At 51.3% G+C, this 26,850-nt stretch carries 24 protein-coding genes and 2 tRNA genes; 6 read left to right on the forward strand and 20 right to left on the reverse strand.

Going from position 1 to position 26,850, the window contains the following annotated elements; all coding sequences use genetic code 11:
• Positions 1–2: 2 nt before the first annotated feature.
• The 12 genes from KNP60_RS07985 to KNP60_RS08040 all read right to left on the reverse strand — a co-directional run bounded on the left by KNP60_RS07985 (position 3) and on the right by KNP60_RS08040 (position 11,881).
• Positions 3–770, reverse strand: a complete 768-nt coding sequence (locus KNP60_RS07985; protein ID WP_214706178.1) for a DUF4912 domain-containing protein — start codon at positions 768–770, stop codon at positions 3–5.
• Between the two features lie 118 nt (positions 771–888).
• Positions 889–1,551 carry a phosphate signaling complex protein PhoU gene (phoU, locus tag KNP60_RS07990; RefSeq protein WP_034778050.1) on the reverse strand — a complete coding sequence of 221 codons (663 nt, stop codon included), beginning with the start codon at positions 1,549–1,551 and terminating at the stop codon, positions 889–891.
• Positions 1,552–1,566: 15 nt separating this feature from the next.
• Positions 1,567–2,328, reverse strand: coding sequence for a phosphate ABC transporter ATP-binding protein PstB (gene pstB / locus KNP60_RS07995; RefSeq protein WP_052090224.1), 762 nt, complete (start codon positions 2,326–2,328; stop codon positions 1,567–1,569).
• Positions 2,329–2,431: 103 nt separating this feature from the next.
• Positions 2,432–3,343 (reverse strand): phosphate ABC transporter permease PstA, encoded by a 912-nt coding sequence (gene pstA, locus KNP60_RS08000; RefSeq protein WP_034778052.1) that lies wholly within the window; start codon positions 3,341–3,343, stop codon positions 2,432–2,434.
• 1 nt (position 3,344) lies between these two features.
• On the reverse strand, positions 3,345–4,289 hold the full coding sequence (gene pstC / locus KNP60_RS08005; protein ID WP_034778054.1) for a phosphate ABC transporter permease subunit PstC: 945 nt from the start codon (positions 4,287–4,289) through the stop codon (positions 3,345–3,347).
• A gap of 83 nt (positions 4,290–4,372) precedes the next feature.
• Positions 4,373–5,311 carry a PstS family phosphate ABC transporter substrate-binding protein gene (locus KNP60_RS08010; protein WP_034778056.1) on the reverse strand — a complete coding sequence of 313 codons (939 nt, stop codon included), beginning with the start codon at positions 5,309–5,311 and terminating at the stop codon, positions 4,373–4,375.
• A 152-nt stretch (positions 5,312–5,463) separates the two neighbouring features.
• Entirely contained in the window at positions 5,464–7,521 is a 2,058-nt protein-coding gene (locus tag KNP60_RS08015) for a peptidoglycan D,D-transpeptidase FtsI family protein (RefSeq protein ID WP_052090135.1), read from the reverse strand.
• Positions 7,522–7,686: 165 nt separating this feature from the next.
• Positions 7,687–8,295, reverse strand: a complete 609-nt coding sequence (locus KNP60_RS08020) for a superoxide dismutase (protein ID WP_034778058.1) — start codon at positions 8,293–8,295, stop codon at positions 7,687–7,689.
• An 84-nt stretch (positions 8,296–8,379) separates the two neighbouring features.
• Positions 8,380–9,849 (reverse strand): alpha-amylase, encoded by a 1,470-nt coding sequence (locus tag KNP60_RS08025; RefSeq protein ID WP_034778060.1) that lies wholly within the window; start codon positions 9,847–9,849, stop codon positions 8,380–8,382.
• Positions 9,850–9,974: 125 nt separating this feature from the next.
• Positions 9,975–10,048: transfer RNA gene (locus KNP60_RS08030), tRNA-Ile, on the reverse strand.
• 4 nt (positions 10,049–10,052) lie between these two features.
• Positions 10,053–10,129 (reverse strand) — tRNA-Met (locus KNP60_RS08035).
• Between the two features lie 108 nt (positions 10,130–10,237).
• Entirely contained in the window at positions 10,238–11,881 is a 1,644-nt protein-coding gene (locus KNP60_RS08040) for a Na/Pi cotransporter family protein (protein WP_034778062.1), read from the reverse strand.
• 181 nt (positions 11,882–12,062) lie between these two features.
• Here KNP60_RS08040 and KNP60_RS08045 point away from each other — a divergent pair, with 181 nt between their 5' ends.
• Positions 12,063–12,539 (forward strand): hypothetical protein, encoded by a 477-nt coding sequence (locus KNP60_RS08045; RefSeq protein ID WP_235420204.1) that lies wholly within the window; start codon positions 12,063–12,065, stop codon positions 12,537–12,539.
• A 15-nt stretch (positions 12,540–12,554) separates the two neighbouring features.
• Here KNP60_RS08045 and KNP60_RS08050 read toward each other — a convergent pair whose 3' ends face one another.
• A complete protein-coding gene (locus KNP60_RS08050) occupies positions 12,555–14,186 on the reverse strand; it encodes a methyl-accepting chemotaxis protein (protein WP_251131362.1) in 1,632 nt (543 codons plus the stop codon).
• Between the two features lie 271 nt (positions 14,187–14,457).
• Here KNP60_RS08050 and ispG point away from each other — a divergent pair, with 271 nt between their 5' ends.
• Together ispG and KNP60_RS08060 are read left to right on the forward strand one after the other, a co-directional pair.
• Positions 14,458–15,579: a flavodoxin-dependent (E)-4-hydroxy-3-methylbut-2-enyl-diphosphate synthase gene (gene ispG / locus KNP60_RS08055; protein ID WP_021065716.1), complete on the forward strand. Its 1,122-nt coding sequence runs from the start codon at positions 14,458–14,460 to the stop codon at positions 15,577–15,579.
• Positions 15,580–15,650: 71 nt separating this feature from the next.
• Positions 15,651–16,232, forward strand: coding sequence for a hypothetical protein (locus tag KNP60_RS08060; RefSeq protein ID WP_233004382.1), 582 nt, complete (start codon positions 15,651–15,653; stop codon positions 16,230–16,232).
• Positions 16,233–16,263: 31 nt separating this feature from the next.
• Here the strand turns inward: KNP60_RS08060 and KNP60_RS08065 are convergent, their stop codons facing one another.
• The 4 genes from KNP60_RS08065 to KNP60_RS08080 are packed head-to-tail and all read right to left on the reverse strand — an operon-like array spanning position 16,264 to position 19,736.
• The gene (locus tag KNP60_RS08065; protein WP_214797261.1) at positions 16,264–17,661 is read right to left on the reverse strand and encodes an NAD(P)H-hydrate dehydratase; all 1,398 of its coding nucleotides are present in this window, start codon (positions 17,659–17,661) and stop codon (positions 16,264–16,266) included.
• Between the two features lie 59 nt (positions 17,662–17,720).
• On the reverse strand, positions 17,721–18,131 hold the full coding sequence (locus KNP60_RS08070; protein ID WP_034778069.1) for a Fur family transcriptional regulator: 411 nt from the start codon (positions 18,129–18,131) through the stop codon (positions 17,721–17,723).
• Positions 18,118–18,981, reverse strand: coding sequence for a metal ABC transporter permease (locus KNP60_RS08075; RefSeq protein WP_034778071.1), 864 nt, complete (start codon positions 18,979–18,981; stop codon positions 18,118–18,120). Before KNP60_RS08075 ends, KNP60_RS08070 begins: the two co-directional genes overlap by 14 nt.
• A complete protein-coding gene (locus KNP60_RS08080; protein ID WP_034778073.1) occupies positions 18,978–19,736 on the reverse strand; it encodes a metal ABC transporter ATP-binding protein in 759 nt (252 codons plus the stop codon). The genes KNP60_RS08075 and KNP60_RS08080 overlap by 4 nt, the downstream gene beginning before the upstream one ends.
• A 189-nt stretch (positions 19,737–19,925) precedes the next feature.
• Here KNP60_RS08080 and KNP60_RS08085 point away from each other — a divergent pair, with 189 nt between their 5' ends.
• The 3 genes from KNP60_RS08085 to KNP60_RS08095 all read left to right on the forward strand — a co-directional run bounded on the left by KNP60_RS08085 (position 19,926) and on the right by KNP60_RS08095 (position 23,883).
• Positions 19,926–21,458: a Ppx/GppA phosphatase family protein gene (locus KNP60_RS08085; RefSeq protein WP_214797262.1), complete on the forward strand. Its 1,533-nt coding sequence runs from the start codon at positions 19,926–19,928 to the stop codon at positions 21,456–21,458.
• A complete protein-coding gene (locus KNP60_RS08090; RefSeq protein WP_034778078.1) occupies positions 21,455–23,620 on the forward strand; it encodes an RNA degradosome polyphosphate kinase in 2,166 nt (721 codons plus the stop codon). Before KNP60_RS08085 ends, KNP60_RS08090 begins: the two co-directional genes overlap by 4 nt.
• Before the next feature lie 92 nt (positions 23,621–23,712).
• Positions 23,713–23,883, forward strand: coding sequence for a DUF1427 family protein (locus KNP60_RS08095; protein WP_021065708.1), 171 nt, complete (start codon positions 23,713–23,715; stop codon positions 23,881–23,883).
• A 33-nt stretch (positions 23,884–23,916) separates the two neighbouring features.
• Here the strand turns inward: KNP60_RS08095 and KNP60_RS08100 are convergent, their stop codons facing one another.
• The 3 genes from KNP60_RS08100 to KNP60_RS08110 all read right to left on the reverse strand — a co-directional run bounded on the left by KNP60_RS08100 (position 23,917) and on the right by KNP60_RS08110 (position 26,818).
• Positions 23,917–24,522, reverse strand: coding sequence for a hypothetical protein (locus KNP60_RS08100; protein ID WP_251131363.1), 606 nt, complete (start codon positions 24,520–24,522; stop codon positions 23,917–23,919).
• A complete protein-coding gene (locus KNP60_RS08105) occupies positions 24,482–25,384 on the reverse strand; it encodes a deoxyribonuclease IV (protein WP_034778080.1) in 903 nt (300 codons plus the stop codon). Before KNP60_RS08105 ends, KNP60_RS08100 begins: the two co-directional genes overlap by 41 nt.
• Positions 25,385–25,465: 81 nt before the next feature.
• Entirely contained in the window at positions 25,466–26,818 is a 1,353-nt protein-coding gene (locus tag KNP60_RS08110) for a DEAD/DEAH box helicase (protein WP_353047329.1), read from the reverse strand.
• Between the last annotated feature and the right edge of the window lie 32 nt (positions 26,819–26,850).

Genomic DNA, 26,850 nt, shown 5'->3' on the forward strand with positions numbered 1-26,850 from the left:
CCTCAGCGCACGAATCGATATGCGGAATATTTTGGTAACGTGTCGAGTAGTTCAGGAGCCTCGACTTCCCCGTACTGCCAGCGTCGCACCGGTTCGGCGAAACGACCGTGCCCGGCCGGCTCTGCCCGTGGCGTATCAATCGGTGAGGATGCGAGCAACGGCAGGAACTCCCCTTCCATCGTCCGAATCCCAAACTCAAATACGTATGTCGTATTCGGGTCGAGCGGACGGACGAACCAACTGTTCGTCATCTCCGGCAATTCGAACGTATACGCCCGGTTCGCATGCCCGCTCGCGTAATCAAGCAATGTGATGTCAAGGATGCGGAACGCTTTCGGCAAGTCTTCCCATGGACGCATAAATTGCATCGAGAGCGTCTCTTTGACGCTGTCCGACACTTCCCAGAAGACGTAAACGGCGTTCGGTGATTGGACGACCGCATGCATCAAATCTTGATCATAGCGGTCTGGGAGCTTCCAGAACCCTTCTGGACCTTTGTCAAGAAGCGGTGATTGGGCAGGCTCCTCGTGTTGCAGTGTCGAAGCGACCTGCTTCACAGACGAGGCGGGTACTTGCTTCGATTTAGATGTCATTGCTTTCTTCCCTTCAGTCTTTCGTTTTGGTGCGGCTACCGGCTTCGCCGGCTCCCCATGTTGGGAACGCCATTTACGCCAAGCGTATTGGACTTTCCCGATTGGCATATCTAATTGTTCTGCAATCTGTTTTAACGTCAGTCCTTGTTGTTTCAAGGAAACGATTTTCTCTTCCATATATATGTGGCTCCCTTCCTAAAAAAAATCCATGTGTTCTACTATTCGCTCCTTATCCGTGAATTCCTGCACAATAAAAAGTAAAGAACAACTGGTCTGTTGTTCTTTACCACTCTTGTCACTGATTTAAATCATAATGTTTCCCTTTTTCAAGGAAAATGAGATGTTCTCCGAAATTGGTCACATGATCACCCATCCGTTCTAAATAACGGGCGATGTTCGAAAACTCATACACGTCGTTCGTCCCAACCGTCATGTTCGGAACGAATCCCATGTATTGTTTGATTGTCTGTAAGTTCAAATCATCGATGACTTTATCCATCTCATTCAATTCACGCACCCGGCTGACCTCACCCTTCCGGTAAGCGCGCGTCGCGAGCTCGAGCATGTCGATCAACTGCTCGGCCATCTGTTTGAGCGGTTTGATGTCGAGGACGTACGGGACGTGCTCGATACGGCCGACGGCTTTGGCGATGTTCGTCGCATAGTCCGCAATCCGCTCAAGGTCCGTCGCCGATTTCATCGTCACGATCAAGCGGCGGAGGTCGGTTGCGACCGGTTGCTGTTTCGCGATCAATAGAATGGCCTCGTCGTTGATTTCGAGCTCGAGGTCGTCAAGCTCATTATCGTTGTCGATGACCGTCTGGGCGAGCTCGAGGTCACGTTTCTCGAGCACCTCGATGGCGGTCGCCGTCTGGCGCATCGTCAAGTTCGCCAAGCGAACGACTTTATCTTCTAATTCGTTTAACTTCATATCAAAGAATGTGCGATTTTGTGCCATGATTGTCTCCCCTTCTTAACCGAACCGGCCAGAAATATAATCTTCAGTCCGTTTATCAGTTGGATTCGAGAAGATTTTGTCGGTCGCATCGAACTCGACAACTTCTCCGTTCAAGAAGAACGCCGTCTTATCCGATACACGAGCCGCTTGTTGCATGTTGTGTGTGACGATGATGATCGAGTACTGCTCTTTCAACTCTTGGACGAGCTCTTCGACTTTGAGCGTCGAAATCGGGTCGAGCGCTGACGTCGGTTCATCCATGAGGATGACGTCCGGTTCGATGGCGAGCGTACGAGCGATACAGAGACGTTGTTGTTGACCACCCGAGAGGCCATAGGCGTTCTCGTTCAAACGATCTTTCACTTCATCCCAGATCGCCGCGCCGCGAAGCGAACGTTCGACGATTTCATCGAGCACTTTCTTGTTTTTGATTCCGTGTGTACGCGGCCCGTATGCCACGTTGTCATACACTGATTTCGGGAACGGGTTCGGCTGTTGGAATACCATACCGACCGACGTCCGAAGATCTTCGACCCGATAGTCGCGGTCAAAGATGTTGCGGCCGTGATAAAGAATCTCACCGTTCGTACGCACCGAAGGCACGAGCTCGACCATCCGGTTCAACGTCTTGATGAACGTCGACTTCCCGCAACCCGACGGACCGATGATGGCCGTCACTTCGTTTTGCTTGATGTCGAGATTGACGTCAATCAACGCCTGATCGTCACCATACCATAAGTTCAAGTTGTTCACGACATAGGCACTGTCTTTCTGCATCACCGTTTCGTTCGGTTGGGTCGTCGTTGTATTCACTTCATGATCTCCTTTGAGTTCTTTTTGTTTCATCATCTCGAGAGTCCTCCTCGTTTACTGCTACGACTTAATGTCGGTTCGTATATTTGTTACGGATATAGATGGCGGCCGAGTTCATGATGATCAACATCGTCATCAAAACGATGATACCGGCAGCGGCCAAGTTTTGGAATTCCGCTTGCGGACGGCTCGTCCAGTTATAGATTTGAATCGGGAGCGCTGTGAAGTCCGAGAACACGCTGCTCGGCGTCGTCGAAATAAACGTCGCCGCTCCGACCATGATCAATGGAGCCGTCTCGCCAATCGCACGTGATACGGCCAAGATGATCCCTGTGATAATCCCTGGAATCGCCGACGGCAAGACGACGTTGAACGTCGTCTGCCATTTCGAGGCTCCGAGCGCGAGCGATGCGTGACGCAACTCCATTTTGACCGAGCGGAGCGCTTCTTGCGACGCGACGATGACAATCGGTAGACTCATCAGTCCGAGCGTCAAGGCTCCGGCCATAATCGAATTCCCGAGTTCCATGACACGTACAAAAATGGTCAATCCGAGCAAACCGAACACAATTGACGGCACGCCGGCCAAGTTCGAAATGTTCACTTCGATAAACGACGTGATGCGGTTCTTCGGTGCGTACTCTTCAAGATAAATCGCGGCACCGACACCGATGACAAACACCATCGGGACGATGAGAAGCATCAACCAAAACGTCCCAATCAAGGCAGGGTACAGCCCGGCCTGTTCAGGACGACGGGATGGGAAGTTGCGGAGGAAATCCAAATTCACCCAGCCGCCACCTTTAGATACGACGTCATAAATCAACGTCGACAAGACGAGCAGGGCGAAAACGAGCCCCGCTAAGAAGATATATTTAAAAATCTCATTCAATTGAAGACGGCGTTTGATTCGTTGTGAAACCGAATCACGATCCATCAAGTTCTTCGTATTCTTGAACTCACTGTTCGGCAATGCCATATTAGTACTCCTCTCTGAAGCGGCGCGTCACCCAGTTCGCGAATAGGTTCATCACAAGGGTGAAGACGAACAATAACGCACCAACCGCATAGATACTGTAGTATTCGATTGTCCCGTATCCTGCATCACCTTTGGCGATTTGGACAATATACGCCGTCATCGTTTGAATCGCGTTGAGCGGGTTGAACTCGAAGTTCGGCTGCGACCCACCAGCGATCGTTACGATCATCGTCTCACCGATGGCACGGCTTATCCCGAGGACGATCGAGGCGATAATCCCTGAGAGCGCGGCTGGCATGACGACTTTGATGGCGACTTCGAGACGTGTCGCGCCAAGACCGAGGGCTCCATCCCGAATCTTTTTCGGTACGGCGCTCATCGAGTCTTCCGAAATAGAAGCGATCATCGGAATAATCATGATTCCGACAACGATCCCCGGGCTGAGTGCGTTATAGATTTGAAGCCCCGGAATCAACGCTTGCAAAATCGGTGTAACGAACGACAAAGCGAAGAATCCGAAGACAATCGTTGGAACGCCAGCGAGCACTTCAAGAATCGGCTTCAAAATGGTGCGGGCACGCTCAGATGCGTACTCGCTCAAATAAATCGCCGATGCCAAACCGAGCGGGACAGCGACAATCATGGCAATGACGGTGATCTGGAGTGTTCCCATGACGAGGGCCCAGACGCCGAACCGTTGATCGGCACTAAGCGGATACCATTCGGTCGAGCCTAAAAACTCGGCGACCGGTACGCGCTCGAAAAACTTGAACAGTTCAAAACCGAGTGTGAACGCGATGCCGACCGTCGTGACGACCGAAACGAATGCGCTCAAGAATAATAAGAACGGCATGACTTTATCAAACACGTTCGTCGTACTATATTTCTTTTTCTTATTGGCTTCAATCATCTCTCGAATTGACAGCCCTTTGTTTGGTTGATTCATCTCGTGTATCGCTCCCTACCTCTTCATACTAGAAAGCACGGCGAGAAGGCGAGAGCGACTCTCACCTTCTGCCTTCTGCGCTATTACTCGCCAGCGATCTCGTCGATCACTTCAGCGTTCTCATCGTATCGTGCTTGTTCCATTCCGACATATCCGACTTCTTCTGAAAGGGCTGCTGCATTTTCATTCAAGAAGCGCGTGTAGTCAGCGACTTGCGGCTTATCTTTCAACGACGCGTTGTTCACGTATGTGTAGATTTCACGTGAGAGCGGGTATGAAAGATCATTGATTGTGTCAGTCGTCGGTTCAATACCTTCGACGTTCAATGCGCGAAGCGTATCTTTGTTTTCAATGTAGTACGCATATCCGAAGAATCCGATCGCACCTTTCGTACCGGCAACACCTGTTACGAGAACGTTATCGTCTTCTGACAATTGTGCGTCTTCGCGGATGTCTGTATCTTCAAGGACTGCTTCGTTGAAGAAGTCATACGTTCCTGAATCTTTACCAGGTGAGAAGAATGAGATTTCTTCATCCGGCCAGTCTGAACGGACGTCCTTCCATGTCTTCACGTTCGGATCAGTCCACATTTTGTTCAATTCATCAATCGTGATATCTTGGGCCCAATCATTCTCTGGGTTGACGACGAGCGAGAGACCGTCAAGCGCTACAGCGAGTTGTGTGTACTCAACGCCATTCTTCTCGGCTTCAGCCGCTTCTTCTTCTTTGATTTCACGTGATGCGTTCGAGAAGTCTGTCTCACCAGTGACGAAACGTTTGAATCCGCCACCTGTACCTGAAACCCCGACCGTCACTTCAACGTCTGGCTGTTCAGCTGAGTATTCTTCCGCTACAGCTTCCATGATTGGGAATACGGTAGACGAACCATCCATGACGACTTTACCTGAAAGTCCTTCACCTTCGGCTGCGCCGTTTCCTTCTTCATTGTTTCCACACGCGGCACCGATAATGGCCACCGAAGTGATTGAAGCGACTAAAGCTGATTTTTTCATCCAAGACATTTCTGACGTCCTCCTTGAGTTTGCTTTGATTTGTGTTGTAGCTTCCTTGCTCTGTCCTACAATTAACATCCTAATAAACTACTATTAACGAGAAATAAACGGAACGTAAAAGAATTGTAAAGACAAAAAAAGAAGCCACCGAAGTGACTTCTTTACTGGAGCTGTGCTTGGACGTCTTCTAAATCAAAGTACGCCTTCATGATGTCGTGCGCGACACGGGTGTTGATCCCTTCTGCCTCGAGCCCTGGCATGATGATGGCCCAGGCGATTTCCGGGTCATCATACGGCGCCCAGCCGACGTGGTTCGAGTTGAGCGTCTTGATCGGTTCCCCGTTCGCGTTGCGCTTCGCTTGACCATCCGGCCCTTCTGCGATCGCTTGAGCGGTACCGGTCTTACCGGCCGCCGTGATTCCTGTCTGTTGCAGGATACGAGACGTTCCGCTCTCGACCCCTTGTCGGAAGCCTTGGCGCGCCCGTTGAATGAATTCATCACGGATGTCGACTTTATTGAGCGCATTCGGTTGGAACGTGCTGACGACTTGCTTGTTCGACTCGTCGAGCGAACCCGGTTCGATGATTTCTTTCAATAGGTGCGGTTGAATCCGGTAGCCGCCGTTCGCGAGCGTCGACGTATACTGCGCCAATTGAATCGGCGTGTACGAGATGAACTGACCGATCGACATGTCCATGAGGAGCGTGACACGGTCCGGTACACTACGGAATCCGATTGATTCGTACGGGAGGTCGATCCCTGTCTCGATTCCGAGCCCGAACTGTTTGTAGTAATGTTCCATCGTATTGAACGCCTCGGTCACGTTGTCGCCGACGATTTGGCCGGTCGAGTAATAATCGGCGAGCCGCAGGGCAATTTGGAACATATAAATGTTCGATGACAAAGCGAGGGCATCCAGGTCGTTGATGTTCCCCATGTTTCGATACGACGACTTGAGTGACGAGCCGATGCGAATCGGCGTGTCATAAATGTATTCACCCGGTTGGATGACTTCTTCTTCAAGGCCGAACGCGACCGTCGCTCCCTTGATCGTCGAGCCGATTTGACTCGCTCGCAGGACCGTCCCGGTCGAGACATCTTTGAATTCGTTCGTTTCATAGTCGAGCTCTTGTCCCGATAGGGCGAGCAGTTCACCCGTCCGCGGGTTCATGACGACGACGAAAGCACGGTCAAAGTGTGGGCTACCCGAACGGCCGGCTCGAATCGCTTTCTTCAAAATCTCATCGATTTCTTTTTGGAACTCGATGTCGGTCGACAAGATGATATCTTTCCCTGGGTTCCCGCTGACACGAGTCGGTTCTCCGACCGGTTCCCCTTTATACGTCGTAAAGACGTCATAGGCCGGGGTTCCGCGTAGCACGTCCTCATACTGTTGTTCGAGATAAGATGTGCCGACGCGGTCGTTCAAGCCATAGCCTTTCGCTTGATACGAGGCGCGTTGCTCGGCCGGGATTTGACGATAACTTCCGAGGAAACTTTGGAACGTCTCACCGAACGGATAATCCCGCTGATAATACGGTTCAACGCTGACGCCAGGGAGCAGTTCCAAGTTTTCTTCAATCAGTGCCATCTCTTTCGGAGACGCCCCGATTTTGATGACTTGCGGGTCGAGGGCGTAACCCGACTCCATGTTATGTTTGATGGCGATGATTTCCTCGGTCGCATCATCGAACGTGATTTCCGCTTCTGTGATCGAATCGAGCAACAGTTGGTCGACATCTTGGTTCGACAGGGCGGCCCGCTCTTCTTCCGGGAGATCGGCTAATAGATTTTGGACACGTTCTTGCGAGCGCTCAGGATCGATGGCGATCCAATAATCCTTGCGGTCCCGCTCCGTCACTTTGCGGTCTTTCTCTGGGACGTCGACGATCTCAGCGAGCTTGATGGCGACATCGAGCCGTTCTTCCGTCTTTGTCACTTGCGAACGACGGTACATGACCGAATAGTTTGAGATAGTATCGGCGAGTACTTGCCCGTTCCGGTCGTAAATCTTGCCACGCGGCACCTCGTATTTGATTTTACTCGATTCCGTCTTTTGCACTTCACGGGCGATCAACTCGCCGTTGACGATTTGAACGACGCCTAAACGAAAAATGAGCGTCGCGAACAAGATGAACACAATGAAAAACAATAAGTTCAATCGCAAGGGCAGGTGGTTGCGCCGTTTCTTCGGCACTTTCACACGGTGTCTGGCCAATTCAGTTGTCTCCTTCCTGACTCGTTCTTTCTATAAGTATAGGTGACATATATGTCGATGATATTTCTATTTTTAGACTCGATTTTCACTATATCATAATTTGTTTACAAAATAATGAAATGTAGAAAAAATCCCGAGATTCAATAGAATCCCGGGACAGTGTCATTATTTTGCGTCTGCGTAGAGCTTCGCGACGTAATCCCAGTCGATGACATGGAAGAACGCTTGGATGTAATCCGGACGACGGTTTTGGTAGTTCAAGTAGTACGCATGCTCCCAAACGTCAAGACCGAGGATTGGCTGAACGCCTTCCATGATCGGTGAATCTTGGTTTGGTGTCGATGTGACTTCGAGCTTACCATTTTTCACGACGAGCCAAGCCCAACCAGAGCCGAAGCGAGTTGTTGCTGCTTTCGTGAACTCATCTTTGAAGGCATCAAAGCTACCGAACGCCTCATCGATGGCAGAAGCGAGTTCGCCTGTCGGTGCGCCGTTCTCGTTTTTCTTCAACAATTTCCAGAAGAATGAGTGGTTCCAGTGACCGCCACCGTTGTTGCGGACCGCTGTTTGAATGTCAGCAGGAAGCGAATCGATTTTTTGGAGCAAGTCTTCGAGCGAAGAGTATTCCACATCTTTTCCTTCGAGTGCATTGTTCACGTTCGTGACGTAAGTGTTGTGGTGTTTCGTGTGGTGGATTTCCATCGTGCGTGCGTCAATGTGTGGTTCAAGTGCATCGTATGCGTAATCAAGTTGTGGTAATTCAAATTTAGCCATAACTAAAATCCCCCTTAAAATTGGTTTGAACAACGTTCGTTTTAAATGTAACAGATTTGTGACGGCTGACTCAATTGTAATGCCTCACTCGACGTCTTGTTCCGGCAATGCCCATACGGAAATCGACCCTGCCGCCACTTTAAATACCCCTTTTCCGTCTTCGTCAATCTCGACGACCTCATCGACGGTCTGCGTCAAATCGACCCATTTCTCACCGGCTCGTTGTTCGCCGACGAACATCTGCTTCTCAGCTGCTTCGCTGTTCGAAATCACAACAGCACATCCTGAGCGCTCGATATCTTCACTGCCGTGACGGACCCAGCCGATGACGTGCTCGTCATCGAAGTAGTCATCTTGCTGGCCGTATGCCTTTTCACGACGGGCATAAAGAAGCGGATCGATCGCCGGTTTTTTCCCTTCGGCCGGATGCGGACCGTTGATTCCGTAATAGTCACCGTAGAACACACACGGATAACCGTCTTGGCGAAGCAAGATCAATCCGTAAGCGATCTGTTTGAACCAATCCTCGACCCATGACTCGAGCGCCTCTTCCGGCTGTGAATCGTGGTTGTCGACGAACGTCACCGAATGGAGCGGGTGGGACTGGACGAGCGTGTCGTCAAAGATGGTCCGCATATCGAACGATTCTCCTTCGGTCGAGGCGCGTTGCAAGTTGTAATGGAGCGGCACGTCGAACAAGTCGACATGATAGTCAATGTTGTCGAGGAACTCACGGCATGCCTCGAGCTCTGACTTCCAAAACTCACCGACCAAATAGAAGTTCTCACCTTTTTCAGCTTTCATCGTCTGACTGAACTCTTTGACGAAATCATAGTTGATGTGTTTAATCGCGTCGAGTCGGAACCCGTCACACTTCGTCTCTTCGATAAACCATTTGCCCCAGCTGAGTACTTCTTCCTTCACTTCTGGGTGATGATAGTCGATATTGGCGAACATCAAATAGTCATAGACGCCGAACTCGTCGTCGACGTTATCGTTCCACTTCTTATTCTCACCCATGATGAAGAAGATGCCGCTCTTGTCGTTCGCAGCGTCATAATCCGTCCCGTTGAAATGATGGAAGTTCCATTTAAATGAAGAGTATTTATCTTTGCGGCCTTCAAAATCGAATTTCGTCCATCCTTCGATCTCGAACGGCTCTTCTGAAAGTACGTTCGTACGGTCCTCCGGGTCGACCTCGAGCACATCGAACTTCTCGGTCGCATCGGCACCGGCTTTATGGTTCAAGACGACATCCATATAAATCTGCATGCCGAGCTCTTGCGCGTGTTTTGTCGCCTCGAGCAGTTCTTGTTTCGTCCCGTATTTAGTTGCGACGGTTCCTTTTTGGTCAAACTCTCCTAAATCATACAAATCGTACACGCCATATCCCGTATCTTCGTCGCTCTGGCCTTTCGTGACCGGCGGCAACCATAATGCGGTGATTCCAGCTTCATTCAACTCGGAAGCCCGTTCTTTCAATCGCTTCCAATGCTTCTGGTCAGCCGGGACGTGCCATTCAAAAAATTGCATCATCGTATGATTTCGTTCCATCTCGCTTCGCCTCATTTCATATTTTTCAAAAAACAAAATGCTAACGGATATTTACCCAGGACTTCGGATTTGAAAACTAAAAATGAAAACAAAAAAACAGCTTTCATCTGAAAGCTGTTCACAAATGGACCCTGTAGGACTTGAACCTACGACCGGACGGTTATGAGCCGTCTGCTCTAACCAGCTGAGCTAAGGGTCCTAATTGGTAGCGGCGGAGGGAGTCGAACCCACGACCTCACGGGTATGAACCGTACGCTCTAGCCAGCTGAGCTACACCGCCACGTTGTTATACAGTAATAATATACTGAATGCAGGCGTGACTGTCAATCAAAAGTCACATCTATACAAAAAGTCCCTCTGGCTCAATCGAGCCAGAGGGACCGTTTGATTAAACGATTCCTTCGTTTGCATCTTCAAGCGTGATTTCTGTGATGTTCATCGCGTGGTCACCGATGCGCTCCAAGTTCGAGAGCATATCGACGAAGAACATCCCGGCTTGACCGTCACACTCGCCTGTGTTCAAGCGGACGACGTGATTTTTACGGAATTGACGTTCAAGCATGTCGAGTTTCGCTTCCATCTCGATGACTTGACGAGCTTCGACCATGTCGCCGCTCGCAAGCGTTTGAAGCGACTTCTCAAGCGTGGAACGAGTCAAATCGTACATCTCCGTCAACTCTTTTTGAGCGTCGGCCGAGAGATTGACGCGCGTTGCCGTCTTATAGTCGATCAACTCGATGATGTTCTCGACGTGATCACCGATGCGTTCAATATCATTGATCGCATGCATGAGTGTCTTGTGTTCTTGTGATTCTTGTTCTGTCAAATCGACAGCGGCAAGCTTCACGAGGTAATCCGTGATTTTTGAGTTGAGTGAGTTGAGCGCGTCTTCGATGTGCGCCGACTTCTCAGCATGTTTCTTATCACCAGTTGCCATATATTTGCGTGCTTCATCGAGACCAAGTTTTGCGAAATCGCCCATGCGGATGACTTCATATTTAGCTTGCTCGACAGCAATTGATGGCGACTGTTGGATGAAGATTGGATCCAAGTGCTGTGCTTTCGTATCGACGATTGAATCTTCCCCTGGTACGAATTTCGTCACGATCCATGCGATCGTTCCGATGAACCAGAACTGGATGAACGTGTTGACGACGTTGAACGTCCCGTGAGCGAAAGCGATTTGCATCTTGTCTTCGATTGCTAAGAGATCTGTGACCCAGTAGATATATTGCGTGAACGGAATCAACAAGATCATGAAGATTGTTGTTCCAATCAAGTTAAAGATAACGTGGGCTGCTGCTGCACGACGGGCCGCGACCGAAGCACCAATCGAAGCAAGAATCGCCGTGATCGTCGTACCGATGTTATCCCCGAACAAGACCGGGAGTGCCGCGTCGAGTTGAATCGATCCACCAGAGTACAATTCTTGCAAGATTCCGATCGTCGCTGATGATGATTGGACGATGACCGTGAAGACCGTACCGACGACGACACCGAGGAACGGGTTGTCACTCATCGATTGCGTCAAATCGATGAAGTATTCGCTCGAACGGAGCGGCTTCATCCCGCTGCCCATGAGTTCAAGACCGTAGAACAGCATCCCGAACCCGAAGAAGATTTGACCTAAGTGTTGCAACTTCTCTTTTTTAAAGAAGAACAGAAGAATCGCACCGATAGCGATAATCGGCAATGCATAGGCGCCGACGTCGAAACCGATGATGAACGCCGTCACCGTCGTTCCGATGTTCGCTCCCATGATGACCCCGATTGCTTGACGGAGTGTCATGAAGCCGGCACTGACAAGACCGACCGTGATGACCGTCGTACCTGACGATGATTGAATTAAGACCGTTACAATGATCCCGGCTAGTACTCCGAGGAACGGATTCGATGTATACTTATCAAGGATGTCGCGCAGGCGGTTACCTGCTGACTTTTGGAGGCCGTCTCCCATCGATTTGATACCGAAGAGGAAGATTCCTAATCCTCCAAAAAACATGAATAACATTTCTTGCAAATTGTATTCCACGATTTTTGTACTCCTTTTGATTGTGAATTAGTTGTGTTTGCTTGGTTTTTATTGCCCTACTCATTATGCCCGCATCACCCATTCGATGTAAACAGGTTTAATGTTAAGGTTTTATTAAACCACTGTATGATTTACGTGTGTTTTACTAGATTTGTACTATAACAGATTGGAGTTAGATTTTATGCTCAAAACGACGTCACAGTTTCTCCGCCACAGCCTCTTCCCGTCCAAGCAGGCGTTACGGTTACGCCTCGCCCCACTCCACGCCTATATGTTGGCGAGTCTCGTCTTGACGGTTGTGGTCACGTTGCTCGATTACATCGTATTACAACCCGATTTCTTTTGGCCGATGTGGATCTTTTTACATGGCTTCGCCATCTTCTTCTTCTATATGGGGTTCGTCGCGCTCAGTGCCCTTCTCGTCCAACTCGCCACGAAATGGCGCACTAAGAAAACGTGGCCGTATCGCCAGGCTTGGCCGTACGCAGTCGCGATGACGATGATTCCAGTCCTCCTCCTGGTTATGTTGTACCATGCCGCGCCTCCACTGACTTGGCTCGGAGTTCTCTTATCCCTCGTCTATTTGATTGTTCCGTTGCGTCATATCCCCGTCAAATCGAAGTCATCAAACAAGCCGGACAACGCACGTTTGCGTTGAACCGGCTTTCTATCGTTATAACGTCGGTGCCAAATCAGATAATACGGTTTGAAGCCGTTGACTTTGTTTGCCTAAGTCGACCCCTGCGCCTTGTAACGTCTGTTGTACGCCCGACCAACCCTCGACGCCTTTATATAATTCGTCTAATTTACGTTCGAGTGCCACGCCGACTTCTTTTAGTTGCTCATTTGCTTCCGCCATATGTAGTAATTGATGTCCGGTGGCAGTCGTTTGCTCGGTGATGGATTGGAACTGCGTCATTTGTCTTCTCATTTCCTGGTCAATGGTTTCAATCCCGCCCTCAACCCGGCGCAACGTCTCGCCTAAATAAAGGATATCTTCTTCGAAGCGTTTCATCTCATTAAATATCTCGGCACGCTCCAAGCGAATGGCTTCGATGGCAGCCACGGCCGACAGTGTCGATTCGTTCGTTACTTTCGCCAACTGACCGACCTCATGGGCGACGACGGAAAATCCTTTGCCGTGTTCTCCAGCCCGTGCCGCTTCAATCGAGGCATTGAGTGCCAACATCTTCGTCGCAGCCGCGACAGACAAAATCTTCTGAAGTGCGTCATCCGCCTGTTCAGACGTCGTTTCACTTTCTAGCAACCGGTTCTGAACCGCACTCGCTTTTCTTGCGAATCGCTCGCTGGCTCCTTTGACAGTCGAGAATGATTCAATCTCTGTCTTAATCGTCTGTTTCAACGCCTCGGCCCGCTGATCAACCGAACCGATCTCTTGTTCGAGCGAACGGACGTGTCCCGCCAAATCTGTAAAGCGGTGCGTCGATTCGTTCGTGAACGACTGATAAGACTGACTCGTCGACGCGACGGTCGCGGCAACTTGTTTGAACCCCGTCACTTGCTCTTGATTCGCTTCAAGTTGTTGCATAAAGACCGGTAGACTCGATTCGAAAGCGGTCGAGGTCTCGAGCATCGTCAACAACGAACGTTTCCATAGCCCGATAAACGTGTTGTACTCTCGTTCCAAACTTCGCATTTCAAACGATTTTGCGTGAAGTTCAACCTCTGAGAACGAACGCGTGGCGACTGATTCGCGAAGCCGGACCGCAAATGCCGTCAACGGCTTGATTTCACGCCGAATCATGAACGAGAATAAGCCAATCATCATAACGAGCATGACCGTGATTGCGACGAGAACAAGTTCTCTTAAATTCCACATCGTGCCGAGCACCGACTGTTTCATGACGACAATCGCATAATGGGCTTTCAACTCGGGAATCGGTGCCGTAACGATAAACACGTCTTTTTGTTCGCTGACACTCACATCGTTCGATATGATGTCGGCCATACGATTCATAAACCGATCCTCGACTTGTCGACCGCTCAATTGCTCGACTTCTGTGTCGCGCAATAAATATTGACTCGCTTCTAGACCATCCGCCGATAGAATGGAAGCCTGTTGCATATACATCGACTTCAACGCCCGATTCAACACTTTTTCATTCGCGACGTACGCCCCATACGTCGTCTTGACCGTTTCGCGGACGACGGTCGCTTCACGATGTAGCCGTTTCTCAACCTCGCTCGTCAACAACTGCTCCGCTTTCAAAGCGAACCAGCCGAACACGGTTAAAAACAGGACGAGCATGACCGGCATCAACGTCCATAGCAAACGTTGACTCATTTTTCTCTCCGGCTGATGATTCCTACTCCATATTCGTTTCATTCGTTCCAACATCATACATTCCACCTTTTCAGACGTCATTTCTTTGAATATATCGGTCCTGAGACGGTGGAAAATTATGAAGCATCTGTTAAGATAACGTTAGCGTTTCGTAAGAGCACACCGATCAAGCGCTTGCCGGGTGCTTTTTCACAAACATTTCGTTATGATAATAAGGAAACCACTCATCTTAAATCGATTGGAACCTTTCCAAAAGAAGGAGATTACGTATATGTCAGAAATTTTGCATCGTTCATTAACCCGTCCGATCCGTGTCGGTAACCTCATCATCGGTGGATCCAATGAAGTCGTCATCCAGTCGATGACGACAACAAAAACTCATGACGTCGAGGCAACCGTCGCTGAGATTTTACGTCTCGAAGAAGCGGGCTGCCAAGTCGTCCGCGTCGCTTGTCCTGACGAGCGTGCGGCTGACGCCCTCGCTGAAATCAAGAGCCGCATCAATATCCCGCTCGTCGTCGATATTCACTTTGACTATAAACTGGCGCTCAAAGCCATCGAGAGCGGTGTCGATAAGATCCGCATCAACCCGGGTAACATCGGCCGCCGCGAGAAAGTTGAAGCGGTCGTCAACGCTGCTAAAGCAAAAGGTATCCCGATTCGAATCGGTGTCAACGCCGGCTCGCTCGAAAAGCAGTTTCTCGAGAAATATGGTTACCCGACGGCCCAAGGGATGGTCGAGAGTGCCATGCACCACGTCAAGATTTTGGAAGATCTCGGCTTCTATAACACGATCATCTCGCTCAAGGCGTCTGACGTAAACCTCGCCCTCGAAGCATACACGCTCGCGGCCAAGACGTTTGACTACCCGCTCCACGTCGGGATCACCGAGTCGGGTCCTCTCTTCTCAGGCTCACTCAAGTCAGCAGCTGGCCTCGGTGCGATTCTCTCGCTCGGTATCGGTTCGACGGTCCGCGTCTCGTTATCGGACGATCCGGTCGAAGAAATCAAAGTTGCCAAAGAAGTGCTCAAATCGTTTGGTCTCGCGGCTAACGCAGCGACACTCATCTCATGCCCAACATGTGGTCGCATTGAAATCGACTTGATTTCGATCGCCAAAGAAGTCGAGGAGTATATCCAAAACATCAACGTCAACATTAAAGTTGCCGTTCTCGGCTGTGCAGTAAACGGACCAGGGGAAGCCCGTGAAGCCGATATCGGGATCGCCGGCGCCCGCAACGAAGGCCTTCTCTTCCGTCACGGGAAAATCATCCGGAAAGTACCGGAAGCCACGATGGTCGAAGAATTGAAAAAAGAAATCGACGCCATCGTCGCCGAAAAATTGGCCGCACGTGAACTCGAAGAGCAAGAGCTCGCCAACCAATCTAACTAATCCTTTGCCCGCTCGGTTGCAACCGAGCGGGCTTTTGGTACAATAAGGGTTATGAGCAAGGAGGGACGAATATGCACATTGGAATTGACCTCGACGGAACCGTCACGGATCCGCAAAGTTGTTTTCATTATATGAACGATGCGCTCGGATACGCCATCGATTATCATCAGGCGACCGAATACGAGCTGCACACTTATACAGATATGACACAAGAGGCGTTTTGGCGCTTCATGATTGAACAAGGTCATGAGGAAGCGATTTATCGTCGCTCACTTCCGCATTCCGAAGTGAACGCCGTCTTATGGAATATGCGCAAGTCGCACCGCCTCCATTACGTCACGGCCCGGAGCGAGGCCGTGCGCGCCGTCACCGAGGAGTGGATTCGACAGCATGAACTCCCACTCGATTCCCTCATCATGACGGGGAGTCATGACAAGGTCGGTGTCGTCAAACAGCTCGACCTCGACTTGTTTATGGAAGACCGCTATGAGAACGCGATCTCCATCCATGAACAGACGTCGATTCCGGTGCTGTTGTTCGACGCCCCGTATAATCGTAAGCCGTTGCCGACCGGCGTGAAACGCATCTCCACGTGGAGCGAGGCCCAGCACATCGTGCGTCACATCGAGACGACAAATTCAATCACCATCTAAAAAAGAGGAATCCACTCGGGATTCCTCTTTTTTAGATGCGTCCGATCGCTTCGATGACATCGGTCGCGAGCACGCTCGCCGGATGAACCTGTTCGCTCGCCTTTCTCGCCGCGAGCGCATGCCAGAGAACCGCTTGCTCATTCGGGGACTTGTCGGCATGGATTCGGTCCGTTCTCGCCCATAACGCGAGCAACATCCCCGTCAACACGTCCCCACTACCACCTTTCGCGAGCGCTGAAGCCTCGACCGTATTGACCGCCCCGGTACCATCCGGATTGACGATGAGGGTAAACGTCCCCTTCAAGATGAGATGGACCCCGTGCGTCCTCGCAAATTCTGAGGCAACCTGAAATCGATTCGCTTCGATCTCGTCGACTGATTTATCGATCAAGCGCGCCAGTTCACCCGGATGCGGTGTCAGCGTGAGCGGGCCAGATGCCTCGAGGCGCTCTTTCGTCAGCGCTCCGGCATCGACGATGAGTGGCGCGCTCACGTTGCTGATGAGTGCCCACACTCGCTTGAGACGCTCGTCATCGATGAGGCCAGGACCGATCGCCGTGGCAGCGTAGTCCTTGTCCGGTAACTCGTCGATGTCGTAATACATTGCCTCCGGCAAACTCGAGGCGAGCGCGAGCGCCTCATGCGGGATGGCCAGATCGAGCAGACCGACTCCCGTCCGGAGCGCCGACCGCGCCGCCAAGAACGGGGCGCCGATCAAATGACGACTTCCGCCAATCAAGCGACCGTGCCCATACGTATTTTTATGACTATAGGAATCCCGTTCGAGTAGGTTACGGTCAAAGTCTGATTCCGTCAGCACGCGCCATCTTGACGTATGCGGCAGTCCGATCTCAACGACCTCGACCTTGCCGTAATACGGCGCAGTCCGTTTTAAAAACGCGCTTCGCTTATAGCCGTGGAGCGAAAACGTCATCTCCGCCTCAACGGCGTGACCGTCAAAGTTGATTGCGTCGTCACTCGGGACACCGGACGGGACATCGATTGCCACAACGGGTGCTTGTTGCTCGCGTATCCATGTGATCACGTCACGAGCCTTACCCGTGACCGGACCATGGAAGCCCACTCCGAACAACGCATCGATGACGTGATCGGCGTCTTGCGGCTCATCGCTGACCGTGACAAACTGTCGCGCGTACTGTGCATGCCTGCTGCCTTCTGTCGATTTCGGTTCACCGAACGGGGCATAGACAGTGACGGCATGACCTCGTTGCGCCAATTCGCGCGCCACGACCCAACCGTCTCCCCCATTGTTGCCCGCTCCACAGACGATGAGGACGGACGTTCTCAACTTGAAGGTAAGACGTGCCGCCAAGGCCGAGGCCGCCCGCTCCATCAAGACGTCAGCCGGCATGCCATGTCGGAGCGCTGTCTCATCGGCCTGCTTGATTTCAGCTGCCGTGTAAATCATTCCGACTCCCCCTTTCGTGATTCGACAAAAAAGGGATTGCATGAACAATCCCTTTTTGGTCACTTACATTGTTTACAATACCCATAAATCTCAAATTTATGATCGACGACTTCAAAATCAGGGTCGAGCGTCTCGACGTAGCGCATCGGACAGAGTTCGAGCAACTTCGTCTTACCACAACCTCGACAAATGAGATGGTGATGGTGATGATTCGATCCGCAGGTGACACGGAACGCTTTTTCCCCGTTCAACTCGGTCGCCTCGAGCAATCCTTCCTCAGCGAATGACTTCAAGTTGCGGTACACGGTGTCAAAACTCATCGTCGGATGCTTTGAGCGCATATAATCGAGGACGTCTTTCGCACTGACATAGCGTTCTTCCGCTGCGAGAAAGGCAAACATCTCGATCCGTTTCGGCGTCACTTTGAGCGACGAGGACTGCAAGCGGGCCAACTGTTCAGTTTCCTTCATAGCGAACCTCCTTTTTCCGGGCGATCCCGAATCGCTCGGCCAACATGACGACGGCCAAAATCAAGACGGCGAGCAAAACGATGACACCGCCTGGGGCGACATCAAGTTCATAGGCGAGCACGAGCCCACCGATTGTCGCGACCTCACCGAAGACGATCGACCAAAGAATCGTCTGTTTAAAGCTGTTTGTGAACCGGAGTGCAGCCGCGACCGGTAACGTAATGAGACTCGATACGAGAAGCGTACCGACGATGCGCATGCTGACGGCGATGACGAGTGCGACGACGAACATGAACAACACATGCAACATCGTGCTCGGCAAGCCGGACACTTTGGCTTGTTCCTCATCGAACGACAAGAACAACAGCTGTTTATAAAACATGACGATGACGAGCAAGGTGATACCGGCCACCGCCAAAATCAACCAAATATCCGACAGACTGACCGCCGAAATCGATCCGAACAACAGCGTCGATAAATCAATTGAAAATCCACGCGATAGCGAGATGAAGATGGCACTAAGCCCCATCCCTGCCGACATCATGATGGGAATCGACAACTCTTGGAAGTGCACATATTTCCCGCGAAGCCAGTTCAGCCCGAGTGCTGCGAGGACGGATACGAGCGTCCCGAGGTAAAGCGGGTTCAACTCGTTGAACAGTAAAACGTACTGTCCGAGAAATAGACTGAACGATATTCCGGCAAGCGTCATGTGGGATAGCGCGTCGGCAATCAGGCTCATCCGTCTGACGACGACAAATGAGCCGATGAGCGGTGCGGTGAACCCGATGACGACGGCTGCGATGAACGCATAACGTAAAAAGCTGTACGTAAACAGATCCGCAATCATGACGTACCTTCATGGACGAGCACTTTGACCGGATATGGCTTGATCGCGGTCAATTCGCCGAGTTCACTATATTCTTTCAATCCACAGTTGCACGCCATCCGTCCGTGGTCGAGATGGACGACTTTCGTGACGAGGTCGGTGACGACGTTCAAGTCATGGGTGACCAGAATGAACGTACATGTCGTATGTTCACGCAACAGATGAAGCACTTCGTAGAAGTCGCGCAAATGCTTCTGGTCGACGCCGACCGTCGGCTCATCCAAGATCAGCAGGTCCGGCTGATTGACGATGGCCCGGGCGATAAAGACGCGCTGTTGTTGCCCACCAGACAAGCTACCGATCTTCCGATGCCGGAACTGCCACATGTTGACTGTCTCAAGGGCGTTTTGAATGGCCGCCTTATCCTCGATGTTCAAACGCTTGAACAAACCGAGCCGTCCATAGCGGCCCATGGCAACGACTTCCTCGACCGTCACCGGAAAACCCGAGTTAAACGATGCCGCTTTTTGGGAAACGTAACTGATACGGGACTTGTCTTTGAACTGGCCTTGAGGGCGTCCAAACAGTTCCACTGTCCCGGTTTGTGGGGATAACAGTCCGAGAATCGTTCGAATCAATGTCGATTTCCCGGATCCGTTCTCCCCGACGACAGCAACGAAGTCGCCTTGTTTGATATCGATGGACACGTCCTGTAGCGCGGCGGTCCCATCGTAGTGATAGGAAACATGATTTAATTTTACGACGGATGTCGTCATAAGCTACCCTTCTCTCGTGTTATAAATCGTAATCATTTCTACTTGCTTGGCGTCTGTATTATACAGAATATCAGGCGAGGCTTCAAGTATGAGGCGATGAGAGAGGATGGTCGGTCCGTCCGTATGAAATGCATATGTCTTTTCAGGATCTTCGTTGTACACTAGAGATAACGCAGAGGGGGTTTTTCCGTGGAGAAAAAGCTAGCAGTCATCGATATCGGATCGAACTCGATTCGAAACGTCATCTTTGAAGTGAACGGGCACGGCCAATATTTCGAACGGCTGAACGTAAAAGAAGTGGCCCGGTTATCGAGTCATATTACCGACGACAATGAACTGTCCGATTCCGGCATCGAGGCGCTCATCGAGACGCTCAACCATTTCCGCTGGTTGAACGATCATCATGGAGTGAAAGAAGTACTGCCGGTCGCGACAGCCGCCATCCGTAACGCCAGCAATTCTGAAGCCATCTTAGAGGAAGTGCGACAGGCGACAGGGATGGAGATTCGACTGTTGAGCGATTATGAAGAAGCCTTTTACGGCTATTCAGCCATCGTCAATTCGACGTATATCGAGGATGGCTATTCGGTCGACATCGGCGGCGGTTCGATGGAAGTGACGTACTTCAAAGACCGTGAACTCGTCTTCTATCACAGTTTTCCATTCGGCGCCGTCACGTTGACTGAAGACTTCATGAGAGGTGACACGCTCTCAAAAGACGAGCGCAAGCAACTGACGTCGTTTTTGAAGAAGTCGTTCAAAGACATCGACTGGCTCGTGCCGCATGGCATTCCGCTCGTCGGAGTCGGAGGGACCGCTCGAAACCTCGTCCGGGTCGAACAGTCGCTGTCATTGTTCCCGCTCGAAGGCATCCATCAATACACGATCGGGGCCGACCGCTTGCACGATGTCGTCGATGAGCTCATCGATATGTCGAGTAAACAACTGGGCCGACTTGACGGGTTGTCGAAAGACCGAATCGATATCATCGCCCCAGCTGTGACCGCCATCGATGAACTAGCGAAATATTTGAAAGTGCCCGAGTTCATGATGAGCAACAACGGGCTGCGCGAGGGCTTATTTTACGAATATTACTTAAAAGAAAACAACCGTGTCCGCTTCGGCGACGTCAAAGAGGAAAGTTTCCGTCACTTTGAGAAGCAGTATGACGTCGACCCAATCCGGCACAAACATTTGATTCACTTGGCCCGTCAAATTTATACCGGCCTGATCGAGACGAAGACGATTAAACCGAAACCGTTCGAACCCGGCCTGTTAGAAGGGGCCTGTCGCCTCGCCTACGTCGGGGAATATATCGACCATAACAATAAAAGTGACCACACGTTCCACTTGATCACGACGAACGACTTTAAAGGGATGAACAATGAGGACCGGCTCGCACTCGCCTTGGTGACGTCATATAAATCGCGCCGCCTGCTCGAACAACACATCGAGGGCTTCCCGGAATGGTTCGACTCGAAGATGTTGAAGAGCTTAGAGCTGCTCGGCTCAATCGTCAAACTCGTCGATGCGCTCGATTTGACCGAACGTCAAGTCGTCGAGGACATCGACGTCTCTTCGACGGACGAGGGACTCGTCTTCACGCTTCATACGCACAGCTCGCCGCGTTTTGAAGTCCAGCGCGGCATCCGTCATAAAAAACATTTGGAACGTGCCATCGACCAAACGATCGAGTTACGTGTAGAGGAGAGAGATTCATGACCATCTACTTACCCGAACATTTCAATAACCGCGAGCTCAGTTGGCTGAGCTTCAACGAACGCGTCCTCCAAGAAGCGATGGACGAACGCAACCCGCTCATGGAACGGTTGAAGTTTCTCGGCATCTTCAGTTCGAACCTCGACGAGTTTTACATGGTCCGTTTCGGCGGATTGAAAGATGAAGTGCTCGCCGGCTTCAACCGTCCGGAAGACAAGGCCGGATTGACACCGAAACAGCAAATCAAAGCCATCTCTATCAAAGCTCAGGAACTCGTGGAGGTCCAGTACGCGACATATAAGAAAATCGTCAAACAGCTCGCCTCGGAGAACGTCCGCTTCCTACGTCCGAAACATTTGAACAAAGAACAGCTCGACTTCGTCAAGTTATACTTCCGGACCCACGTCTTCCCGGTGTTGACGCCGATTGCCGTCGACGCTTATCGACCGTTCCCGATGCTGTTGTCCAAATCACTCAATATCGCCGTCGAGATCGCCTCGACCGATGAAGGCAAAAAACGGCTCGCCCTCGTCCAAGTCCCTGCCGTGTTGCCGCGTTATCTCGAATTGCCGACAGAGGACGAGGACCATACCGATTTGATGTTGCTCGAGGACGTCATCATCCAGTTCATCGACTCGCTGTTCAAAGGTTTTGAAGTCGAGTCGACGATGCCGTTCCGGATCACACGGAACGCGGATATGCCGTTCCATGAGGAAGGAAGCCGCGACGTCCTTAAACAGATTGAAAAAGAGTTGAAGAAACGGCGTTATGGTGTCGCGATACGCCTTGAGGTTCAGCAACGGTCGCTCAGTAAAGAGCTATTGTTCATGCTTCAAGACGTGCTCGACTTGCATGACCGCGACATCTTCCTCGTCGACGGCCCGATCGATTTGACGTTCCTGTTTGGGGTGTATAACAAGATTGGTATCGAATACGATGACATGATCAATGAGACGCTCATCCCGTTCGTCCCAGAAGGACTCGAGCCGGGGAAAGACTTGTTCCAAGCGTTACTCAAACGCGACTATTTGCTCCACCACCCGTACCATTCGTTCGACCCGATCGTCCGCTTCATCGCCCAAGCCGCCAAAGACCCGAACGTGCTCGCCATCAAGCAGACGCTCTATCGTGTCTCCGGCGACTCACCGATTATCAAGGCGTTGACCGACGCCGCCGAGAGCGGGAAACAAGTGACCGTTCTCGTCGAATTGAAGGCACGGTTCGACGAGGAGAAGAACATCCAATGGGCGAAACAGCTCGAGAAGGCCGGCGCCCACGTCATTTATGGCTATAAGGAGTTGAAGACCCACTCGAAGATCACGCTCGTCGTCCGCATCTTAGAAGGCGGGGTGCTGCAGCGGTTCGTTCATCTCGGTACCGGCAACTATAACGACTCGACCGCCAAACTGTACACAGACATCGGTTTGTTGACGACAAATGAAGAACTCGCTGAAGATGCGACCAACTTCTTCAACTGGCTCTCCGGTTACGGCGAACGCCCGTCATGGCACAAGTTCGAGACGTCACCGGACGACATGCACGACTTCTTCCTTCAAAAGATTGACGAAGAGATTAAACTGCATGAGAAATACGGGAACGGTCGCATCGTCGCCAAGATGAACTCGATCACCGACAAACCAATCATCACAAAACTGTATGATGCCTCACAGGCCGGGGTCAAAATCGATTTGATCATCCGTGGCATCTGTTGTTTACGTCCCGGAATCAAAGGCATCTCGGATAATATCCGCGTCGTGTCCATCATCGACCGGTATTTGGAGCACTCGCGCATCTTCTACTTCTATCAAAATGGGAAAGAAGACTTGTATTGCTCATCGGCCGACTGGATGACGCGCAACATGCGCAAACGGATCGAGATCCTCTTCCCGATTCTTGACGCGGGACACAAGTCATACATCAAAGATATGCTCGCGCTGCAACTCGTCGATAACGTGAAAGCGAGAATCCAGCGTGCTGACGGCAGTTACGTCTATTTGAAACAAGAGGCCGGACAAGAGCGCATCCAATCACAAATCATCATCCATCAATACACGGGCGGACGTTGGAACAACATCCCGAGCGTGTTTGAGCGCGAACCGTCGAACTGGGCCGAACGGGAAGTCCTCCGCTTGCGAGCCGAAAACGAGAAAATGACAGATGACTGATGTTAGACTTCTCAAACGAGAATGAACATTGTATAATGAACTCGGTTACCTGTTAGTTAAGCGTTTTCATTTCGATTATGGAGGAATCATTCATGCAAGAAATCCTATTGTCATTGCTCGCTGGTCTCATTTGTGGCATGATTTTCACGGCCTTGAAGTTGCCGCTCCCTGCCCCGCCGGTCTTACCGGGCGTCATCGGCATCTTCGGTGTGTTTCTTGGGATGAAAGTATATCAATTCGCACTCGCGAACTGGCCCTTTTAATTCAAAAAACGAAGCCCGCGGGCTTCGTTTTTTTTATAGATTATAATGTCTCGCTTTGTGACACGTCGGGCAGAGCCACGTGCCGCTCCCTGCTTCGAGATGATACTCCATCAAACGAATGCCGATCGGCCCGAAACGGTTCATGTCATCCCCGCACGCTTCACAGATGGCCATCGGGGCGAGCTGTGACACTGCCTGCTCTTCGGTCAAGTGGGCAGTGAACGTCTCCCGGGTCCACTTGGCAGACGGGACGCGGTACCCTTGCTCCCATTTGGTACGGATGACGGCGTCCGTGTCTTCCTCGTACATACCTGATTGAAGCAACGGATGATGGAAATCAAGACCGACCACGTCGACGAGGCTATACGCCTTCGCCTCTGGTACCGCCTCCGTCCGCCAATAGCGGTCGGCCGGGCGCTTGGTCATCTCGACGAGCATGACTTCGACTTCAGCCACGATACCGTATCCGAGAATCTCAATCCAAGCTGTCCCCTCTTCGAGCCGGCCTTCCACATAGAACGGGCTCGCTTCCTGAAAGTAGATCGGGAGCGCGGACCAGACATCATACTCGTTCGGATCGATTCGGATGATGTTCATCTTACTGGTGCGCGAGCGTGAACTGTTCGCGCCATTCGGCATCGAATCGGTTCGCCCGGAACATCTCGATCTCTTGTTTGTATGGTGCCACTTTCGTCTTCTCACTGATCGGGATATACGGCGTCTCCAAAATTTTTGGCAAGTGGGTGAACGCCTCGTGGTGGATGATCCGGTTCAACGTGTCGAAGCCGATTTCGCCATAGCCGATATTCTCGTGACGATCTTTTTTCGCGCCGCGCACGTTCTTCGAATCGTTGACGTGGATGACGCCGAGACGGTCCAGTCCGACGATTTGGTCGAACTGTTCAATGACACCGTCCAAATCGCCGACGAGGTCATAACCCGCGTCATGAACGTGACATGTGTCGAAACAGACCGAGAGCCGGTCGTTGTGTGTCACCCCGTCGATGATCGTTGCCAGTTCTTCGAACGTCTTGCCGAGTTCGCTGCCTTTTCCAGCCATCGTCTCAAGTGCGATTTTCACGGTCTCGTCACCGGTGAGCACCTCGTTCAAGCCTTCGATGATGCGGGCCAAGCCGACGTCTTCCCCTGCACCGACATGCGCGCCCGGGTGAAGGACGACGTGACGTGCGACTTGGAGCGCTTCGGCCCGTTTGATTTCGGCGGCCAAAAACGAGACGGCGAGTTCGAACGTCTCCGGTTTCGTCGTGTTGCCCAAGTTGATGATATAAGGGGCATGGACGACGATCTCATCGATGTCGTGCGCCGCCATATGGGCGAGCGCCGCCTCGATATTCAAATCCTCGATTGGCTTGCGCCGTGTGTTTTGGGGCGCACCCGTATATACCATCATCGTGTTAGCGCCGTATGAGACGGCTTCTTCACTGCCAGCGAGCAACATTTTCTTACCGGATACAGAAACGTGGGAACCAATTTTTAACATAGTCATTTCTCCTTCATTCTCATCTGTCCTTAGTGTACACAAAAAGAAGAATCGACTCCACGAAGTCGATTCTTCTTTTGCTTAGCGTCGGTTCTTTTTACGAACTTCGCGACGTTCCTTACGTTGGCTCTGCATATGCTCACGTGAGGCCGTCTCTTTCAATTTATACTTGAACTTCTTCTTGTAACCAGGTTTGACCTTTTTCTTCGCCTTCTTGATTTCGCCCGCCATCCGGCTGTGCGCCGTTTGCGAGACTTTCATCTTCCGGTCGGTCGTGCGGCGTTTGCGTGTCTTGATCTCTTGAAGCGATCCGTTCTTCAAATCGACGTGCTTGAACGTGAATCCACGCTCTTCGAGTCGATTGATTGGACCGTTCTCGTGATCTTCATACAGCGTGTACGCTTCGCCAGTCTCACCAGCGCGGCCCGTCCGGCCGACACGGTGCGTATAGAAGTCGAGGTCTTTCGGAATGCCGAAGTTGATGATGTGCGACACACCTTTAATATCGATGCCGCGCGCCGCCAAGTCGGTAGCAATCACGAACTGATATTTCGCGTCGTTGATGTCTTTGATCGCTTGCTTCCGGCGACGGGCTTGCATGTCCCCATGAAGCGTGCCGACGTTGAGTCCCGCCTCGCGGAACGACGTCTCCAACTCATCCGCATCTTGTTTCGTGTTCGTGAACACGAGACAGACGAACGGGTTGATTGCTTTTGCGATGTCGACCGTCAATGCCTTGCGGTCCCGGTGACGGACCGGGATGACGTGATGCTTGATTTTCGGAACGACGCGGTGCTCTTCACTCGCTTCCGCGTAACGCGGGTCATGCAAATATTTCTTCAAGAACGGTTGTAGCTTCTCAGGAATCGTCGCTGAGAAGACCATCGTTTGAAGTTTCTCTGGCAACGACTGCGCGATGCGGTCGACTTCAGGCAAGAAGCCCATGTCGAGCATTTGGTCGGCTTCATCGACGACGAAATGCGTGACTTTGTGCGGGAATAACGCTTGGACTTTCATCAAGTCGAGTAGACGACCTGGTGTCCCGATGATCAGTTGTGGTGGGTTTTTCATCTTGTCGATTTGTCGTTCCCGGTCAGTTCCTCCGACAATCAGACTTGTTTTAATGTAGTCCGGCTGTTTGACGAGGAGTGTTTTCAACTCTTCGTGAATCTGCCAAGCGAGTTCGCGCGTCGGTGCGACGACGATGGCTTGGACCGATTCTTCTTTCGGATCGATTGCTTCTAAAATAGGTAAGAGGAACGCAAGCGTCTTCCCCGTCCCGGTTTGTGATTTCCCAATGATATCGCGGCCATTCATCGCAGCCGGAATAATCCGGGCTTGAATGTCCGTCGGTACTGTGATGCGCTTTTCTGTCAAGGCATCGACGATAAACGGTAACAATTTGAACTGTTGGAAGCTGTTCAATCGATACACCTCCTGTTTCTTTCCACTTTTCCTAGCATAGC

It is taken from the genome of Exiguobacterium sp. s5 (genome assembly GCF_018618075.1).
Classification (GTDB): domain Bacteria; phylum Bacillota; class Bacilli; order Exiguobacteriales; family Exiguobacteriaceae; genus Exiguobacterium; species Exiguobacterium mexicanum_A.

Bases quoted from the DNA above. Each gene is read 5' to 3' on its own strand.
- KNP60_RS07985 (WP_214706178.1), bottom strand. From the start codon at position 770: ATGGAAGAGAAAATCGTTTCCTTGAAACAACAAGGACTGACGTTAAAA.
- phoU (WP_034778050.1), bottom strand. From the start codon at position 1,551: ATGGCACAAAATCGCACATTCTTTGATATGAAGTTAAACGAATTAGAA.
- pstB (WP_052090224.1), bottom strand. From the start codon at position 2,328: ATGCAGAAAGACAGTGCCTATGTCGTGAACAACTTGAACTTATGGTAT.
- pstA (WP_034778052.1), bottom strand. From the start codon at position 3,343: ATGGCATTGCCGAACAGTGAGTTCAAGAATACGAAGAACTTGATGGAT.
- pstC (WP_034778054.1), bottom strand. From the start codon at position 4,289: ATGAATCAACCAAACAAAGGGCTGTCAATTCGAGAGATGATTGAAGCC.
- KNP60_RS08010 (WP_034778056.1), bottom strand. From the start codon at position 5,311: ATGTCTTGGATGAAAAAATCAGCTTTAGTCGCTTCAATCACTTCGGTG.
- KNP60_RS08020 (WP_034778058.1), bottom strand. From the start codon at position 8,295: ATGGCTAAATTTGAATTACCACAACTTGATTACGCATACGATGCACTT.
- KNP60_RS08025 (WP_034778060.1), bottom strand. From the start codon at position 9,849: ATGGAACGAAATCATACGATGATGCAATTTTTTGAATGGCACGTCCCG.
- KNP60_RS08045 (WP_235420204.1), top strand. From the start codon at position 12,063: ATGCTCAAAACGACGTCACAGTTTCTCCGCCACAGCCTCTTCCCGTCC.
- KNP60_RS08050 (WP_251131362.1), bottom strand. From the start codon at position 14,186: ATGAGTCAACGTTTGCTATGGACGTTGATGCCGGTCATGCTCGTCCTG.
- ispG (WP_021065716.1), top strand. From the start codon at position 14,458: ATGTCAGAAATTTTGCATCGTTCATTAACCCGTCCGATCCGTGTCGGT.
- KNP60_RS08060 (WP_233004382.1), top strand. From the start codon at position 15,651: ATGCACATTGGAATTGACCTCGACGGAACCGTCACGGATCCGCAAAGT.
- KNP60_RS08065 (WP_214797261.1), bottom strand. From the start codon at position 17,661: ATGATTTACACGGCAGCTGAAATCAAGCAGGCCGATGAGACAGCGCTC.
- KNP60_RS08070 (WP_034778069.1), bottom strand. From the start codon at position 18,131: ATGAAGGAAACTGAACAGTTGGCCCGCTTGCAGTCCTCGTCGCTCAAA.
- KNP60_RS08075 (WP_034778071.1), bottom strand. From the start codon at position 18,981: ATGATTGCGGATCTGTTTACGTACAGCTTTTTACGTTATGCGTTCATC.
- KNP60_RS08080 (WP_034778073.1), bottom strand. From the start codon at position 19,736: ATGACGACATCCGTCGTAAAATTAAATCATGTTTCCTATCACTACGAT.
- KNP60_RS08090 (WP_034778078.1), top strand. From the start codon at position 21,455: ATGACCATCTACTTACCCGAACATTTCAATAACCGCGAGCTCAGTTGG.
- KNP60_RS08095 (WP_021065708.1), top strand. From the start codon at position 23,713: ATGCAAGAAATCCTATTGTCATTGCTCGCTGGTCTCATTTGTGGCATG.
- KNP60_RS08100 (WP_251131363.1), bottom strand. From the start codon at position 24,522: ATGCCGAATGGCGCGAACAGTTCACGCTCGCGCACCAGTAAGATGAAC.
- KNP60_RS08105 (WP_034778080.1), bottom strand. From the start codon at position 25,384: ATGTTAAAAATTGGTTCCCACGTTTCTGTATCCGGTAAGAAAATGTTG.